Below are 15,474 nucleotides of genomic sequence, written 5' to 3'. Positions count from 1 at the left end.
TTAGGGGGTATATTTGTGGAGAGAAAACAAGAACACATTGAAAATTATTTGAAATCAGAATACAAAGGCAACAATTTGTTGGATTGTATATACCTTGAACACACATCATTGCCGGAAATTGACATAAAAGATGTCGATTTATCTATAAATTTCAATGGAAAAAAAATAGACTATCCATTTATGATTAATGCCATGACAGGTGGTGGAGATTCTTGTTGTGACATCAACGAAGATTTGGCAAGATTGTGCAAAACTTTTAATATTCCAATGGCAGTTGGAAGCCAAAAAATTGGACTTTTAGAAGAAGAAGCTGTAGAAAGTTTTGAACTTGTAAGGGAAAATCTTCCAAAAAACGAAAGCATCGTCATTGGGAATTTATCCGCAAGAGAAAGCTTGGACGATGTAAAAAAAGCAATACAGATGATAGATTGTGATATGTTCGGTCTTCATTTGAATCCTATTCAAGAGTTGATAATGGAAGAAGGAGACCGCGAATTTAGAGGGATCAAGGACAATATCAAAAATATTTTAGAAAATGTAGACGTACCTATAATCGTTAAGGAAGTTGGATTTGGTATGAGCAAAAAAAATGTGTTGGATTTATACGATTTGGGCGTCAGATACATTGATATTGCCGGACACGGGGGAACAAATTTCTGCGAAATCGAGGACAACAGAAGATTTGATATGGAATTTTCTGAATTTTACTGCTGGGGAATCCCAACAGCTAAGATTTTAATAGATTTAAAAGACAAACCTGATGACTTATTCCTTATTGCAAGCGGCGGAATTAGAACAGCAGTTGATATCGTAAAATCAATTGTTCTGGGAGCAGATATGACAGCTATGAGTGGCGAAGTGTTATCGTATTTGATGCACGGAGGCTATGAATTTGCTAAGGAATTTATGGACAGCCTTATCTACAAAACAAAAATGATGATGGTTATGCTCGGAGCAAAAAACATACAAGAGCTCAAAAAAATAGACTACAAAGTTTTCGGGAAATTAAAGGAAATCACAGAATAAAAAAAGTCACGTGAGTGCGTTAAAACGTACCCACGTGATTTTTTTTAAATGTATTTTTCTATTCTCTTTGTAACAAAACTGAACAAAACAGCTTTCAAAACATCACCAGGAATAAAAATAATCATTCCCGTGAACAATAATTTCATTATATCAAAATGCTTATTTGTAAACTTAAAATAAAATCCCATATACACAACCCCACAAGCGTATATAATAAGTGAAGCTATGATAAACATAAAAAATAATTTAGCAGTTGATAAATTTCTTTTTTGGTATTTAACATAGAAAGTTTGCAACAAAAATCCTATCAAATATCCAAACGTAGGAGAAAAAACTGTTTGTATTCCACCTTTTCCACCTGCAAAGACAGGAAGACCTATCAAGCCAAGGATTATATACAAAGCAACCGATATGTTGGAGTAATTTTTCTTTAAATAATATCCCGAAGCGATGGCAAACAAACTCTGTAATGAAATCGGAACGGGATAAAGCGGAACAATTAGATACGAGCCTACAATTATTAGAGCTGCAAAAAGAGCGGCCTTTATTAATTCTTTTGTGTTAAGACTATTCTTCATCTTGCTTGTCCCTCATATTTTGTCTGTAATTTGCCATAACGCTGTGGAAAATTTCTCCTGAAGTAGGCGGAGTGTATGTTAAAGCATTTGCACCAGCACTAATTGTATCCGTTATATTTTGGTCGTTGTCGCCACCTGTTGCAATAATCGGAAACTTATCGCCAACTTTTTCTCTTATTTCTCGAACAAGTTTTGCTGTGTTTTTTCCACCGGAAACATTTAAAATCGCAGCACCTGCATCGATTTTTCCTTCGATATCATCAAATGTCGATACGATTGTAGCGACTATTGGAATATCCAAAACTTTTTTCATTTCTCTTATCGTTTCATTTTTCATCGGCGCATTGACGATGACACCATAAGCTCCCATCATTTCTGCTTGCAACGCCATATTAACACTTCTAGGTCCTGATGTGATTCCACCACCGACGCCGGCAAACACAGGAAGTGATGATGAACTAATGATAGCATTTGTGATTGCCAAAGTTGGCGTAAAAGGATACACCGCCATAATTGCATGTCCATTTGTGTTGTTAATAATCGCAATGTCAGTTGTGAAAACGAGAGATTTTATTCTTTTTCCCAACACAGTAATCCCCGAAGCTTTGTAAATTGATTCAGGAACGTGGACGAGTCTGTGTCTCAAATTTGACTCGACTTCTGGTACAAATTTTTTTTCCATAAAAAATTCTCCTTTTAATAAAACTTTATTTTATATTATCATAGAACATAAAACCGTGGCAAATAAAAAACAAGCAATATTAGCAAAATTTTTTTGAAAAATTTGTTGTAATTGAAATTCATTTGTGTTAATATATATGGGTAAATCCTTGCTCCAAGAAGGAGCCAAATAGACCACAAGGAGGTGTCATATGAACAAATATGAATTAGTGCTAATCTTTAAACCAGATTTATCTGAAGAAGATAGAAATACTGTATTCTCAAGGATTCAACAAGTTATCGACGAAAATGGTAAACTTGAAGAAGTTCACGATTGGGGAAAAAGAAAATTAGCTTATGAAATTAACTACATCAAAGAAGGATATTATTATATCGTAAACTTCGATTTAGACCCTAAATTCGTTAAAGAAATCGAAAGAAGATGTAGACTAATCGACCAAATCATTAGATATATGGTTGTTAGAGTTGACGAACAATAATCGTTAAGAGGAGGAAGTGTTTTGAATAATGTTAGTTTGATGGGTAGATTGACAAGAGACCCTGAAGTTAGATACAGTGCCAATACTCAAACAGCGAACGCTAGATTTACTGTTGCAGTTGATAGACGATTATCTAAAGAAAAGAGAATGGAAGCCGAAAATAATAACCAACCTACTGCTGATTTTATTAGCTGCGTTGCTTTTGGAAGAACAGCAGAAGTTATTGGACAGTATTTCCACAAGGGCAATAAAATTGCGCTTACAGGTCACATTCAAACAGGCTCTTATGAAAACCAACAAGGACAAAGAATTTATACAACAGATGTAATTGTTGACCAATTTGAATTTGTTGAATCAGCGAATGCTCAATCAAATTCTGGAAATTTCCAAGGATACAATAATAACAACAACCAATCATACAACAATAATTCTTTCCAAAACAATAATTTCCAAAATTCGAACGATATTCATAAGAATGACGATTTCGGAATGGGAGACAATGCAGTACCAACTGATGTTGACGAGCTTCCATTCTAATATTAGGAGGTTTTAAAGATATGCAAAGAAGATTTAGACCTAGAAAAAAGATAGATCCATTCCAAAAGGATAAAACAAAAGTTATTGATTACAAAGATGTAAATATGCTTAAAAATTATATCAGTGAAAGAGGCAAAATTTTGCCAAGAAGAGTAACTGGATTGAGTGCAAAACATCAAAGACAAATAACTGATGCTATCAAAAAAGCTAGACAAGTTGCACTATTACCATACAGTGCTGAATAAAAACAATTAAGCTACCTCTTTGGTAGCTTTTTTTATATAAGGAGAAAAAAATGAGTTTAACAATTAAAAAATCAACAAAATTAAAAGAAAAATACAAAAATTTAAGTGAGTTGGGATTTGGAAAAATCTTCACGGATTATATGTTCATAATGGATTATGACAAAGAAAATGGATGGCACGACGAAAGAATCGTTCCTTATGAGAAAATATGCCTAGATCCATCAGCGCTTGTTTTTCATTATAGTCAAACAGTTTTCGAAGGAATGAAAGCATACAAAAACAATGGAAAAGTATATCTTTTTAGGCCAGAAGAAAATTTCAAACGACTTAACAAAAGTAACGAAAGAATTTGTATTCCAAAAATCGACGAAGAAAAAGCGTTAAAATATTTGAAAGAATTTGTAAATCTTGAAAGAGATTGGATACCAGAACAAGAAGGATGCTCTTTGTACATAAGACCTTTTATTATCGCAACTGATGAAGAATTGGGAGTTAAAGTAAGCGAAAAGTATAAATTCATCATGATAGCAAGCCCAAGTGGTTCTTATTATAAAGACGGCTTGAAGCCAGTAAATATTTATGTGGAAAAAGACTACGTGAGAGCTGTAAGAGGCGGGATGGGAATGGCGAAAACTGGCGGCAACTACGCTTGCAGTATGAAAAGCCAAGACATTGCGCACGAAAGAGGTTACTCTCAAGTTTTGTGGTTAGACGGAGTCGACAGAAAATACATCGAAGAAGTCGGCGCTATGAATATTTTCTTCGTTCTTAAAGACAAAGTGATAACTCCTGCAATCAATGGAAGCATACTTGAAGGTATAACTAGAAAATCTGTAATTGAACTTTTGAAAAAAGAAGGAGTAAATGTATCTGAAGAGAAAATTTCAATTGATGACATTGTAGATTATTACAAAAATGGAGAACTTGTTGAAATTTTCGGAACTGGTACAGCAGCCGTAATAAGTCCGGTTGGAAAATTGTTGTATGATGGGTATGAAATGACAGTAAATAATGGGGAAATCGGAGAATTAAGCCTTCATATTTACAACACTTTGACACAGTTGCAAACAGGCAAAATTAAAGATGATTTTAATTGGAGAGTTGAAATTTAATCTATAAAAAACTTTTTGTATAATTTTTGTTTTGTATTTATGATATAATGAATACGATAATAATAGATTGTCAGAGGAGTTAATATGAACAAATACAGAAATATAGTACTAGGGATTCTAGATTGTGTAATAATAAATTTATCTTATGTTGTAGCTTTGTTTTTGAGATTTGATGGCAATTTGCCACAACGATATTTAAATTATTATCTCAAATACGCTCTAATTGTTACAATAATTCAGATTGTTATATTGTTTATCTGCAAAATGTACAAGGTTTTGTGGAGATTCGCAACATTTGAGGATTACTTAAAGGCAGGGGCAGCAACTGCTTTTGCAAGCGTGTTATCGTCGTTGTTTTTGATTTTAGTGAGATCAACTTTGCCAAGATTTAGCTTTTTAATAGCGATGATTTTCGAAGTTGTCTTCGTTTTAATCGTAAGAATGATTGCAAGACTTAATACTAGCAGACAATCATACAAAGAATCAGAAGTTGAAGGTCAAATAAATTCTATGATAATTGGCGCAGGAGCTGCAGGTGTATTAGTCGTAAGAGAAATGATGAAACATCCCGAAATGAAATCTAAGCCAGTTTGTATAATCGATGATGATGTGACAAAAATCGACAAGAGCATATCATCAGTTCCGATAGTTGGACAAACAAAAGATATCGTCGAAAAAGCAAAACAATACAATATCGAAGAAATTGTACTAGCCATTCCAACAATAGATTCTAATCGCAAGAAATCAATTCTAAACGAATGTGAAAAACTTAATGCAAAAGTGAAGATAATGCCTGGCTATTATGAATTTATTGACTCAAAATTGGATTTGAAAGATTTGAGAGATGTTCAAATCGAAGATTTGCTCGGTCGTGACCAAGTAGTACTAGACAAAAATATTTTGAATGAATTTTTGAACTCAAAAGTTGTCATGGTAACAGGAGCTGGTGGCTCGATTGGAAGCGAACTTTGCAGACAAATTTTAAAATACAAGCCAAAAAAATTGATAATGCTGGATATTTACGAGAACACAACTTACGACATTCAAAATGAAATTCTAAGAAAAGACCCGAATGCTCCAATAGATGTCATCATTGAATCTATTAGAAATTTCGACAGAATGAATGCTTTGTTTGGTATTCACAAACCAGATGTAGTATTCCACGCGGCAGCCCATAAACACGTTCCGTTGATGGAACATTCACCACAAGCAGCCGTTTTGAATAACGTGTTTGGAACAAAAAACATTATAGATTGTTGTGATATTCACGGTGTCAAAAAGTTCGTTCTTATATCGACAGATAAAGCTGTCAATCCAACATCTGTAATGGGATGTACAAAAAGAATTTGCGAGCTTCTAGTTCAAACGAAAAATCAAGTATCAAACACTGACTACGTAGCAGTTAGATTTGGAAATGTATTGGGCTCAAATGGCTCAGTAATTCCATTGTTCAAACGACAAATCCAAGAAGGTGGTCCAATTACAGTAACTCATAAAGATATAATCAGATACTTTATGACAATTCCTGAAGCTTGCCAATTAGTTATGCAAGCTGGAGCAATGGCAGAAGGTGGAGAAATTTTCGTTTTGGATATGGGAGACCCAGTTAAAATTGTTGACTTAGCTAAAAAATTAATCAAATTATCAGGTCTACAATTAGACAAGGATATCAAGATAGAGTTTACAGGATTAAGACCTGGAGAAAAATTATACGAAGAACCATTGATCGAAGCTAACAATATAAGCAAGACAAAATATGATATGATATTTGTAGAAGAACCAGTGGTACACAATAAAGAAAAATTGTCTGAAGATTTGAAGGATTTGAAAAAAACTACAGAGCAAAATTCGAAATTAGTTATAGTTGAACAATTGAAAAAAATAGTACCAAACTATACACCAGATGTAGAACATCAATAAGAGAGGTGGAAAATGGCTGACGACAGAAGAAAATCTAGCTACAGAGATGTGAATGAAAAATATGGATTCATCGATGGCAAAATCTCAGAAAGCGAAATGAAAAGAAGAAAGAGAGAAGCCGAGAGAAATCGCAGAGAGATAAGAAGAAAAAGAAATAGTTACAATCACGAACAAGACATGGGTAAGACTATTGTCTTAAGTCCGGAAATGGTTGAAATGGAACGAAAAAGAATAGCTAGACAAAAGAGAATAGCTAGAAAGAAAAAAATGATGAGAAGAAGATTGATTGCAGCAGTTGCGGGAATCATTCTGATTTTGTTGATAATATTTGCAATAAAAAAACTTACCAACAAAACCTCATCAAAGCCAAATCAACAAACTACAATTACTAATCAAACTCCGACAAAACCTCAGCCAATAGTCCAATCTTTAGTGAAAATATCTAAGACTAACAAAATGACAAATCTTTACGAAAAAGCAGAGAAAGTGTCCACGGTCTTAGAGCAAGTAGCTAATAATTCATACGTCAAGTACTACTCTGAACAAGGAGAATTTGCTTATGTTGTGTACAACGGCAAAAAAGGATATATTTTGAAATCCGACCTGTCCGATGTGGAAAATAAAAATCAATTCAAAGTAATAAAAGGCGTATTGATTGTAAACGACGAATACACACTACCATCAGACTACGACCCTGGAATTGATGAAGATGCTAGAAAATCATTCACATTAATGGTTAATGACGCAAACAAAGATAGCATAATACTTCGAAGTGTAAGTGATTACCGTTCATTTGAACAGCAATCAAAACTAGAAGATGTTGAAGATGTGAAATTTGCTAAGCCAGGTACATCAGAACATCAAACAGGACTTGCATATGATTTTATAGGAGAAGACTACACGCTAAAATACAAAAAAGAATTTTCCAAATCAAAAGAATACAAGTGGTTGATTGATAATTCTTATAAATATGGATTTATTTTAAGATATCCTGAAGGCAAAAAAGATATCACTGGAAGGGATTTTGCACCATGGCATTTCAGATATGTTGGAATTGAATTGGCAAAAATACTACACGACCAAAATCTAACGTTGGAAGAGTATTTGAAGTTGGCAAAAGAAAATGTAACTGACTCAGAAGACAAGAAAAACTCTGATGATACAGATAATTCTGACAAAAATATGTCTTCTGACAATGACAACAGCGATAACAACGAAATACAAAATCGTAAACGAAAAGAAAATTCTGAAAGTGATACAAATAAAAACGACGACAATGACAACAGGGATAGAAATACTGACGACAATAATAACTAGAGGTGAATTATGATTTATTTAGACAAAGAAAATTTTGATAAAGAAGTAATACAATCAAAAGGAAAAATCCTCGTAGATTTTTATGCTGATTGGTGCGGACCTTGCCAAGGATTAGCTCCAATAATCGAAGAAATTGATGAGGAAAACAAAAATGAGAACATAAAAATTTGCAAACTAAACGTGGACAATAACCAAGAAATCTCTAGAAAATACAAAGTTATGAGCATACCGACAATTCTAGTTTTTGAAGATGGAGAAATAATAAAATCATCAGTAGGATTGGTAGAAAAAGAATATATCTTGAGTATGCTAAAGTAAAAAAGTAAAAAAATCTAAAATAATAATGAGAACTAATCTTAAATATTTATGATTAGTTCTTTTTTTTATTTAAAATATTACAAAAAAATATTTTTTTTAATAAGGACTTTATTTGTTTTACAAAAGAGTGTATAATAAGTAGTACAAAATGAAATTATTTAATAATGCAAAAATAAAACGAGATTTTATCGTTTGATTTGTGTGTTTTTTTATTTCAAATTTAAATTTTATGGAGGTATTTTATGTTGAACAAAAAAATCTTAAGTTTAGGAGCAGGAATATTGGCAGGAGCTATTGGAGGAAAAATTTTAAACTCAAAATTAGCTAAAAAAGCTGCTGTAAGCACAGTTGTTGGAGGATTGAAAGTAAAAGAATCAATCGACAAAACTGTTGAATCTATTAGAGTTTCTGCTGAAGATGTTATAGCTGAAGCAAAAGATATAAAAGAAAAAGAAGATTTAGAAGAAGCTAAGAAAAAAGATGATTTAGACATCGAAAAAGTAGCTGAAGAAGCAGAAGAAAAAGAGGAAGAAAATAAATAATGAAAGCGTCTATAGCCCACAGAATAAAGGGTAGAAGCCGTTTTGTTTATGAAGATACTCTAAAAAAAGAAAATCTAAACAAGCTTAAATATTGTATAGAAGAAGTTAGTGGAGTGAAGTCTTGTAGGATTTCACTTCTTACTAATTCTATTACAGTCAATTATGATGAGTCCTGTATGTCCAAATTAGCGAAGTTTATACTTGATTTGGATATGGAAACAATTGAAAACACTTCGATTGATGATGTTGACTTCCGTGAGCAATCCGAAAATGATTTGTTCGTAATTCTGAGAAATGCAATGTATCGAAGAATATTCTTCAAATATATGCTTCCTGCACCAATAAGTACGGTTGCATTGTTTATAAGAGCTTATCCATTTATCAAACAAGGAATTAAATCTTTGTTTAACAAAAAGCTCAACGTTGAATTATTAGATGCAACAGCTATCTCGGTATCACTTGCAACAGGACAATTTGCAGATGCTGCAAACATTATGTTCTTACTTGGCTTAGGTGAAGAAATCGAAGACTACACGATGAAAAAATCCCAAGAAAACTTGGCTCATTCATTGGCGTTGAACGTTGACAATGTATTTGTCATTGAAAATGACGAAAAAGTCATCAAAAACATCAAAGAAGTTGAAGTAGGAGATGTTGTCGAAGTTGAAATGGGCAACTGTATCCCGGTTGACGGCAAGGTAATCAAAGGTGTTGCGATGGTCAACGAATCATCGTTTACCGGCGAATCAAATCCTGTCAAGAAAACTTCCGGAAGTGTTGTGTTCGCTGGAACTGCTATAGAAGAAGGCTCGATTTTAATTGAAACTACGAAAAAACACGACGATTCAAGGTTGTCACATATAATAAGCTTGATTTCAGAAAGTGAAAAGAATAAATCTCTTGCACAAAAAAATGCAGAAAATATGGCTGATAGTCTAGTAAAATACTCATTTATTGGAGCAGGTATAACATATTTATTAACTAGAAATCTTCAAAAAGCAAAATCATTCTTGATGGTCGATTTTTCATGTGCACTAAAATTGACAATTCCAATAGCTATTATGAAAGCTATTAGTCAAGCATCTGAAGAAAAAATCCTCGTAAAAGGCGGAAAGTATTTGGAAAACTTGTCTGAAGCAAACACGATTGTATTTGACAAAACTGGCACATTGACTAAATCAGAGCCACGCGTTGCAAAAGTAATAGCGTTAGATAAAATCTCTGAAGATGAATGTCTAAGAATTGCAGCTTGCCTCGAAGAACATTTCCCTCATTCAATCGCAAGAGCTGTTGTGGAACACGCAAAGCTAAAAAACTTGAAGCACGAAGAAATGCACTCGAAGCCAGAATATATCGTAGCTCATGGTATAAGAACTAAAATTGTTGATAAATACGCAATGATTGGTTCTGAACATTTCATTCTCGATGATGAAGGAATCAAAATAGACGACAAAACAAAGAAAATAATCGACAAATTAAAAGAAGATTATTCATTGTTGTACTTGGCATTTGCAGAAAGATTGATAGCCGTAATTTGTATTGAAGACCCACTAAGAGACGAAGCAGTTGATGTTGTAAAATCGCTCAGGGATTTATCATTCACAAACATTACGATGCTAACAGGAGATGCAGAAAACTCTGCACACAGCGTAGCGACTAAGCTTGATTTGGATTATTATCAATCACAAGTTCTACCAGAAGACAAACAAAACTTTATCTTATCCGAAAAAGAAAAAGGCAACAAAGTCGTGATGATAGGTGATGGAATAAATGATTCAGTAGCTTTATCGAGCGCAGACGTTGGAGTGTCAATGCACCAAGGAGCAGATATAGCAAAAGAAATTTCCGATATATCAATAGGTTCAGACAGCTTGGATGGACTTGTTGATGTTGTAAAATTATCAAAAGCAATGAAAAGAAGAATAGACTCCGATTATAGACAAATCGTAGCATTCAACTCTAGCTTGATAATTTTAGGAGTGCTTGGAATATTGTCCAACACATCATCAGCACTTCTTCATAATTTATCAACAGTAATGATTGCTGGTAAAAATATGAATAAGTACAAAATTTAATTAAAAAGAAAAATTTAATTAATTTGAAATAAAAATCTCGTAAGCGAAATTCGTTTACGAGATTTTCTTTTATTAATCTTTAAATTATTGTATACTTTTTGAAGAATTTTAAAAAAATTATTATGGTATAATTTACTAAAGTGATTTAAGGGCTTCTATAGCTTTGTCGTAATCAGGATGATTTGTGTTTTCTTTTACATATTCAACGTATTTTACTTCGTTGTTTTCATCTAAAATTACGATTCCTCTGTTTAAAAGACGAAATTCTTCCATTACAAATCCGTATTTTAAACCAAAGTCCAAATCTTTGTGGTCGCTGAGAACGATTAGGTTGTCGATTCCTTCAGCTGCACAAAATCTTTTTTGTGCAAATGGTAAGTCGCAGCTTATTGTAAATATGATTGTGTTGTCAAATTCGCTGGCTTTTTTGTTAAATTCTTTTGTTTGAAATTCGCACACACCTGTGTCGATTGATGGAACAACTGAAATTAATTTTTTCTTTCCATCGTAATCAGAAAGTTTAACTGGTTTTAGTTCTGCGTTTAAACAAGTAAAATCTTTAGCTTTATCTCCAACTTTTACTTTCGTTCCCAATAATGTTACAGGATTATTTGCGAATGTTGTTTCTTGTCTTTTGTCCATGTTATAGACCTCCTTATAATTTAACTCAACTTTTTTTATACCAAAAAAAATATTTTAATAAACAAGGAGAATTGTTATGGATTTGTATTCAATACTATTATTGGCGATATGTGCTTTTATTGTATTCGTTTTTTTCAAAAAATCAATCAAACTCGGTATTCACGCTTTGTCAGGTTTTATTGGTATTTTTATTTTGAATTTTATTTTAAGTCTAATAAATCTTCATATCCCATATAATTTCGTTACGGTTTTGATAGCGGGGATAATGGGAATACCCGGTTTGATTTTGTTATCTTTGTATTATATTTTGCTCTAAATTAACAAATAGTTGAAATTTGTTGCGAACAAATCACTTATTTGGTATAATTAATAGAGATTTTAGATTAATTAGGAGGAAATTAAATGACTAACTATAAATTAGATTTGCAAAAAAGAGAAGTATCTGGCTCTAATGCAGTTAGAAAATTAAGAGCAAAGGAATTGGTTCCAGGAGTTATCTATGGAAAAAATTTTGAGCCAATTAATGTTTGTGTTGGTGAAAAAGAATTGAGAAAAGTTCATATGATGGCGGGAACTTCAAGTCTTATAGATGCTAAAATTGACGGCGAAGAACAAACTGTTATTATCAAGGATGTGCAAAAACACCCATTCAAAAACAGCTATGTTCACGTTGATTTCAAGGCAATCAAGATGGGCGAAGTTGCAGCCTTCACTATTCCAGTTGTATTAGAAGGAAGAGATGAAATCAGAGTTCAACCTTCTGTTTTGATGCAATTATTAGATGAAATTGATATTGAATGTCTACCTAAGAACTTGCCTAACGAAGCTAGAGTTTCTGTTATTGATATGCAAATCGGTGACACTTTTGAAGTTAAAGATTTGGATGTTTTCAAAAATGCTGACATCAAAGTCGTTACTGACGAAAATGAAGCTGTATGTTCATTGTCTGAACCAAAAGAAGAAGTTATCGAAGATAATTCAGAAGTTTCATCAGCAGATGTTCCTACAGTTAGCGAAACTGAAGAAGAAGCTGAATAATTTTAGAACAAATGAAGCGAGGTATCTCGCTTTTTTTATAGGATAAAAAATGTTTATAACTTTTGAGGGTCCGGACGGTAGCGGCAAATCTACGATAATAAAAAAAGTGTACGATTTTTTGATTGAAAAAGGATTTGATGTCATAAAAACGAGAGAGCCGGGTGGAAGTCCGATTGCAGAAAAAATCAGAGAGTTAATACTTGACACTGAAAACACGAAAATGTCTTATAGAGCTGAGGCTTTGTTGTATGCCGCTTCGAGAGCACAGCATCTCGAAGAGACAATTCTTCCAGCTTTGAATGATAATAAAATTGTTTTGTGCGACAGATTTTTATTGTCTTCACTCGCTTATCAAGGCGTAGGCAGAGATTTGGGGATTGAAGATGTTAGAAAAGTCAACGAATTTGCGATTAATGGCTTGATGCCTGATTTTGTTTTGTTTTTTGACGTTGACCCTATTACCACTTTGAAGAGAAAATCCTCCCTTGATACAGCTGATAGGCTTGAAAAAGAGGATAATTATTTCCATAAAAGGGTATATAATGGATATAAGGAAATATTGAACAGTGAAAAAAACATTGAAATCATAGATGCGACTGATTCTGTTGATGGTGTTTTTAATCAATGTTTAGATGTTTTGAGAAGGAGAAATGTTATATGAAACTAGTTGTTGCAATCGTTCAAGACCAAGATTTATACAATTTAAATGCAGATTTAACAGAGGCTGGTTTTAGAATTACAAAATTGGCTTCAACAGGAGGATTTTTAAAGACTGGAAACAGCACTTTATTGATAGGGATTGAAGATGAAATGGTCGAAAAATGTCTGAAAATAATCGAAAATGATTGTAAATCAAGGGAAACTACAACATCGATGCTTTCTGTTAGTATGCCGGGAACAAATTACATCTCCTATCCAGTAGAGGTTATGGTTGGTGGAGCAACTGTATTTTTGTTAGAAGTTGACAAGTATTTGAGGTTTTAAGGTTATTATGAAACTTATTATTGTTATTATGGAAGATGATTTAAGCTACATTCTTTCAAAGGAATTATCGGAAAATAAAATATCATCTACAAAGTTGTCGTCAACTGGTGGTTTTATGAAAAAAGGCAATACAACTATGTTGATTGGTACTGAAAAAGAAAATGAAAAATCGATATTGGATATAATCGAAAAAGTTTGCGAAGAAAATGATGTTGATTCTGATAATGAATCAAAGGCGAATGTTTTTGTTATGGATTTAAAGGATTTTAAAAAGTTTTAATGTTACCTAAGAACGAAACTTTAGTTAATCAAGTTAAAAACAAAAAGATTTCAAACCAATATTTATTGTATGGTGAGAATTTCAATGAAATAAGCTACGATTCAAATGCTTTGATTTATAATTTGCTTGTGAGTAATTCTAATTTGAGTTATAAATTTGATAAGGGTGAGCTTTCTGATTTGCTGGTGATAGAACCAGTGGGAAATTCCATTACGATTGAAAAAATCAGAGAAATTTTTAAGTTTGTATCGACAAAGCCGTTTGAATCGAAAAACAAGGTTGTTTTGATTAAACAAGCCGATTTAATGAGAACAGAGGCTTCGAATGCTCTATTGAAAAACTTGGAAGAGCCAAAGCCTTTTGTTTATTTTATTTTGCTTACGGACAACAAGAACAAATTATTGAAGACAATTATTTCGAGGTGTCAAGTTATCAATTATCTTTCAGAAAAAGACGGAGATGATTTTGATTATTCTGAAATTCTCGAAATAGTCGACAATTCAATGGGACAAAATCTTATTACAATGTTGGATTCAAAGGAATATTTGATGCAATATCAAAAAGACTATGGTGTGATTTTTGATTTTTTGACTGATTTTTATACGTCTTTTTTGAAATACGTTAAGGCTGATGATGAATCAGGTTTGAATCAGGATTTTGTCAATGTGTTTAAGAAATATCCAAAAGCAAATGAGAGGATTATTGTAGATACATTGAAAAAAATACAATCTGTGAGAGATTTTTTTAAAGTAAATGTTAATTTTGAGCTTTCTATGGAGGAGCTTTTATTGTATATAATGGAGGAAAACTATGCTTGATGTTACAGGTGTAAGTTTTAGACAAGCAGGGAAGGTTTATTACTTCGATTCCAACAATTTGCAGTACAAATTAGGAGACCACGTCATCGTAGAGACTGCTCGTGGTATTGAGTACGGAGTTGTTGTGAAAGAGAATTTTAATATAGATGAGAATGAATTGTCGTCTGAATTGAAGCCAATTATTAGATTGGCTGATAGTGCAGATGATTATATTTACATGGAAAATAAGAAGAAAGCTAAAGAATCAATTCAAATTTGCAAAGAAAAAGTAGAAGAATTTGGATTGGATATGAAATTAGTGGACTGTGAATATACATTTGACAACAACAAAGTTATTTTTTATTTTACATCAGATGACAGAGTTGACTTTAGAGAATTGGTCAAGGAATTGGCGAGAGTTTTTAGAATTAGAATTGAGCTTCGTCAAATTGGCGTGCGTGACCAGGCGAAATTGGCCGGGGGAATTGGCCCTTGTGGACAGAGATGTTGTTGCAACAGATATATGAGAAATTTCAATCCGGTAAGCATTAAAATGGCGAAAGACCAATCACTTTCACTTAATCCAACTAAGATAAGTGGTTTATGTGGTAGGCTTATGTGTTGTTTAAATTACGAGCAAGAAGGATATGAATGTAAGCTTAAAAAAATGCCTAGAGTTGGTCAAAAAGTTACCACAGCTCACGGTGAAGGTATTGTCACTGAGACGAATACGCTATTGGAATCTGTGAAAGTAAAAGTCAAATCTGAAGATGAAACTGAAGAATTATTTGAATTGAAAGTCGAAGAATTAATTGATTTTAAAAAATGTGATGGCTGTAATCATAAATGTAATTAAAGACTTGCATTTATTTTAATAGTGTGTAATAATGATATTAGAGCATA

At 32.8% G+C, this 15,474-nt stretch carries 20 protein-coding genes; 17 read left to right on the top strand and 3 right to left on the bottom strand.

Annotated elements, in window-relative coordinates; all coding sequences use genetic code 11:
• Nucleotides 1-15 precede the first annotated feature (15 nt).
• On the top strand, nt 16-1,026 hold the full coding sequence (gene fni, locus Q0X02_RS01335; protein ID WP_297810410.1) for a type 2 isopentenyl-diphosphate Delta-isomerase: 1,011 nt from the start codon (nt 16-18) through the stop codon (nt 1,024-1,026).
• Nucleotides 1,027-1,070: 44 nt separating this feature from the next.
• Here the strand turns inward: fni and Q0X02_RS01330 are convergent, their stop codons facing one another.
• Together Q0X02_RS01330 and Q0X02_RS01325 are read right to left on the bottom strand one after the other, a co-directional pair.
• Nucleotides 1,071-1,604, bottom strand: a complete 534-nt coding sequence (locus Q0X02_RS01330) for a biotin transporter BioY (protein ID WP_297810407.1) — start codon at nt 1,602-1,604, stop codon at nt 1,071-1,073.
• A complete protein-coding gene (locus Q0X02_RS01325) occupies nt 1,594-2,286 on the bottom strand; it encodes a hydrolase (RefSeq protein WP_297810404.1) in 693 nt (230 codons plus the stop codon). The genes Q0X02_RS01330 and Q0X02_RS01325 overlap by 11 nt, the downstream gene beginning before the upstream one ends.
• Nucleotides 2,287-2,476: 190 nt before the next feature.
• Here Q0X02_RS01325 and rpsF point away from each other — a divergent pair, with 190 nt between their 5' ends.
• The 9 genes from rpsF to Q0X02_RS01280 all read left to right on the top strand — a co-directional run bounded on the left by rpsF (nt 2,477) and on the right by Q0X02_RS01280 (nt 10,830).
• Nucleotides 2,477-2,764: a 30S ribosomal protein S6 gene (gene rpsF / locus Q0X02_RS01320; protein WP_297810401.1), complete on the top strand. Its 288-nt coding sequence runs from the start codon at nt 2,477-2,479 to the stop codon at nt 2,762-2,764.
• A gap of 21 nt (nt 2,765-2,785) precedes the next feature.
• On the top strand, nt 2,786-3,301 hold the full coding sequence (locus tag Q0X02_RS01315; RefSeq protein WP_297810398.1) for a single-stranded DNA-binding protein: 516 nt from the start codon (nt 2,786-2,788) through the stop codon (nt 3,299-3,301).
• Nucleotides 3,302-3,321: 20 nt separating this feature from the next.
• A complete protein-coding gene (gene rpsR / locus Q0X02_RS01310; RefSeq protein ID WP_297810394.1) occupies nt 3,322-3,546 on the top strand; it encodes a 30S ribosomal protein S18 in 225 nt (74 codons plus the stop codon).
• 50 nt (nt 3,547-3,596) lie between these two features.
• Nucleotides 3,597-4,658: a branched-chain amino acid aminotransferase gene (locus Q0X02_RS01305; protein WP_297810392.1), complete on the top strand. Its 1,062-nt coding sequence runs from the start codon at nt 3,597-3,599 to the stop codon at nt 4,656-4,658.
• Nucleotides 4,659-4,742: 84 nt separating this feature from the next.
• Nucleotides 4,743-6,578, top strand: coding sequence for a nucleoside-diphosphate sugar epimerase/dehydratase (locus Q0X02_RS01300; RefSeq protein WP_297810389.1), 1,836 nt, complete (start codon nt 4,743-4,745; stop codon nt 6,576-6,578).
• A gap of 12 nt (nt 6,579-6,590) precedes the next feature.
• On the top strand, nt 6,591-7,895 hold the full coding sequence (locus tag Q0X02_RS01295) for a D-alanyl-D-alanine carboxypeptidase family protein (RefSeq protein ID WP_297810386.1): 1,305 nt from the start codon (nt 6,591-6,593) through the stop codon (nt 7,893-7,895).
• Nucleotides 7,896-7,904: 9 nt separating this feature from the next.
• Nucleotides 7,905-8,213, top strand: a complete 309-nt coding sequence (gene trxA, locus Q0X02_RS01290) for a thioredoxin (protein ID WP_297810383.1) — start codon at nt 7,905-7,907, stop codon at nt 8,211-8,213.
• Nucleotides 8,214-8,455: 242 nt separating this feature from the next.
• Nucleotides 8,456-8,755: a DUF6110 family protein gene (locus Q0X02_RS01285; RefSeq protein ID WP_297810380.1), complete on the top strand. Its 300-nt coding sequence runs from the start codon at nt 8,456-8,458 to the stop codon at nt 8,753-8,755.
• Complete coding sequence (locus Q0X02_RS01280) at nt 8,755-10,830, top strand: heavy metal translocating P-type ATPase (RefSeq protein WP_297810378.1); 2,076 nt, start codon at nt 8,755-8,757, stop codon at nt 10,828-10,830. Before Q0X02_RS01285 ends, Q0X02_RS01280 begins: the two co-directional genes overlap by 1 nt.
• A 135-nt stretch (nt 10,831-10,965) precedes the next feature.
• Here Q0X02_RS01280 and tpx read toward each other — a convergent pair whose 3' ends face one another.
• A complete protein-coding gene (gene tpx, locus Q0X02_RS01275; protein ID WP_297810375.1) occupies nt 10,966-11,472 on the bottom strand; it encodes a thiol peroxidase in 507 nt (168 codons plus the stop codon).
• 76 nt (nt 11,473-11,548) lie between these two features.
• Here tpx and Q0X02_RS01270 point away from each other — a divergent pair, with 76 nt between their 5' ends.
• From Q0X02_RS01270 to Q0X02_RS01240, 7 genes are all read left to right on the top strand, one after another.
• Nucleotides 11,549-11,788 carry a pro-sigmaK processing inhibitor BofA family protein gene (locus tag Q0X02_RS01270; protein WP_297810372.1) on the top strand — a complete coding sequence of 80 codons (240 nt, stop codon included), beginning with the start codon at nt 11,549-11,551 and terminating at the stop codon, nt 11,786-11,788.
• An 86-nt stretch (nt 11,789-11,874) separates the two neighbouring features.
• Nucleotides 11,875-12,510, top strand: coding sequence for a 50S ribosomal protein L25 (locus tag Q0X02_RS01265; protein ID WP_297810369.1), 636 nt, complete (start codon nt 11,875-11,877; stop codon nt 12,508-12,510).
• 49 nt (nt 12,511-12,559) lie between these two features.
• Nucleotides 12,560-13,171: a dTMP kinase gene (gene tmk, locus Q0X02_RS01260; protein ID WP_297810366.1), complete on the top strand. Its 612-nt coding sequence runs from the start codon at nt 12,560-12,562 to the stop codon at nt 13,169-13,171.
• Complete coding sequence (locus tag Q0X02_RS01255) at nt 13,168-13,494, top strand: cyclic-di-AMP receptor (protein ID WP_297810364.1); 327 nt, start codon at nt 13,168-13,170, stop codon at nt 13,492-13,494. The genes tmk and Q0X02_RS01255 overlap by 4 nt, the downstream gene beginning before the upstream one ends.
• Before the next feature lie 7 nt (nt 13,495-13,501).
• Nucleotides 13,502-13,774, top strand: a complete 273-nt coding sequence (locus tag Q0X02_RS01250; RefSeq protein WP_297810361.1) for a cyclic-di-AMP receptor — start codon at nt 13,502-13,504, stop codon at nt 13,772-13,774.
• Nucleotides 13,774-14,592, top strand: a complete 819-nt coding sequence (locus tag Q0X02_RS01245; RefSeq protein ID WP_297810358.1) for a DNA polymerase III subunit delta — start codon at nt 13,774-13,776, stop codon at nt 14,590-14,592. The genes Q0X02_RS01250 and Q0X02_RS01245 overlap by 1 nt, the downstream gene beginning before the upstream one ends.
• A complete protein-coding gene (locus Q0X02_RS01240) occupies nt 14,585-15,427 on the top strand; it encodes a stage 0 sporulation family protein (RefSeq protein ID WP_297810355.1) in 843 nt (280 codons plus the stop codon). Before Q0X02_RS01245 ends, Q0X02_RS01240 begins: the two co-directional genes overlap by 8 nt.
• Nucleotides 15,428-15,474: the final 47 nt, after the last annotated feature.

Source organism: uncultured Finegoldia sp., from assembly GCF_947252345.1.
In the GTDB taxonomy this organism is placed as follows: Bacteria; Bacillota; Clostridia; order Tissierellales; family Peptoniphilaceae; genus Finegoldia.
The sequence above is the reverse complement of the archived record's forward strand: the minus strand, read 5'-3'. Positions and strand labels throughout refer to the sequence as shown.

Bases quoted from the DNA above. Each gene is read 5' to 3' on its own strand.
- Q0X02_RS01245 (WP_297810358.1), top strand. From the start codon at position 13,774: ATGTTACCTAAGAACGAAACTTTAGTTAATCAAGTTAAAAACAAAAAG.
- Q0X02_RS01265 (WP_297810369.1), top strand. From the start codon at position 11,875: ATGACTAACTATAAATTAGATTTGCAAAAAAGAGAAGTATCTGGCTCT.
- Q0X02_RS01255 (WP_297810364.1), top strand. From the start codon at position 13,168: ATGAAACTAGTTGTTGCAATCGTTCAAGACCAAGATTTATACAATTTA.
- Q0X02_RS01280 (WP_297810378.1), top strand. From the start codon at position 8,755: ATGAAAGCGTCTATAGCCCACAGAATAAAGGGTAGAAGCCGTTTTGTT.
- Q0X02_RS01325 (WP_297810404.1), bottom strand. From the start codon at position 2,286: ATGGAAAAAAAATTTGTACCAGAAGTCGAGTCAAATTTGAGACACAGA.
- tpx (WP_297810375.1), bottom strand. From the start codon at position 11,472: ATGGACAAAAGACAAGAAACAACATTCGCAAATAATCCTGTAACATTA.
- Q0X02_RS01295 (WP_297810386.1), top strand. From the start codon at position 6,591: ATGGCTGACGACAGAAGAAAATCTAGCTACAGAGATGTGAATGAAAAA.
- Q0X02_RS01270 (WP_297810372.1), top strand. From the start codon at position 11,549: ATGGATTTGTATTCAATACTATTATTGGCGATATGTGCTTTTATTGTA.
- rpsF (WP_297810401.1), top strand. From the start codon at position 2,477: ATGAACAAATATGAATTAGTGCTAATCTTTAAACCAGATTTATCTGAA.
- trxA (WP_297810383.1), top strand. From the start codon at position 7,905: ATGATTTATTTAGACAAAGAAAATTTTGATAAAGAAGTAATACAATCA.
- Q0X02_RS01330 (WP_297810407.1), bottom strand. From the start codon at position 1,604: ATGAAGAATAGTCTTAACACAAAAGAATTAATAAAGGCCGCTCTTTTT.
- Q0X02_RS01300 (WP_297810389.1), top strand. From the start codon at position 4,743: ATGAACAAATACAGAAATATAGTACTAGGGATTCTAGATTGTGTAATA.
- Q0X02_RS01305 (WP_297810392.1), top strand. From the start codon at position 3,597: ATGAGTTTAACAATTAAAAAATCAACAAAATTAAAAGAAAAATACAAA.
- rpsR (WP_297810394.1), top strand. From the start codon at position 3,322: ATGCAAAGAAGATTTAGACCTAGAAAAAAGATAGATCCATTCCAAAAG.
- tmk (WP_297810366.1), top strand. From the start codon at position 12,560: ATGTTTATAACTTTTGAGGGTCCGGACGGTAGCGGCAAATCTACGATA.
- Q0X02_RS01285 (WP_297810380.1), top strand. From the start codon at position 8,456: ATGTTGAACAAAAAAATCTTAAGTTTAGGAGCAGGAATATTGGCAGGA.
- Q0X02_RS01250 (WP_297810361.1), top strand. From the start codon at position 13,502: ATGAAACTTATTATTGTTATTATGGAAGATGATTTAAGCTACATTCTT.
- Q0X02_RS01240 (WP_297810355.1), top strand. From the start codon at position 14,585: ATGCTTGATGTTACAGGTGTAAGTTTTAGACAAGCAGGGAAGGTTTAT.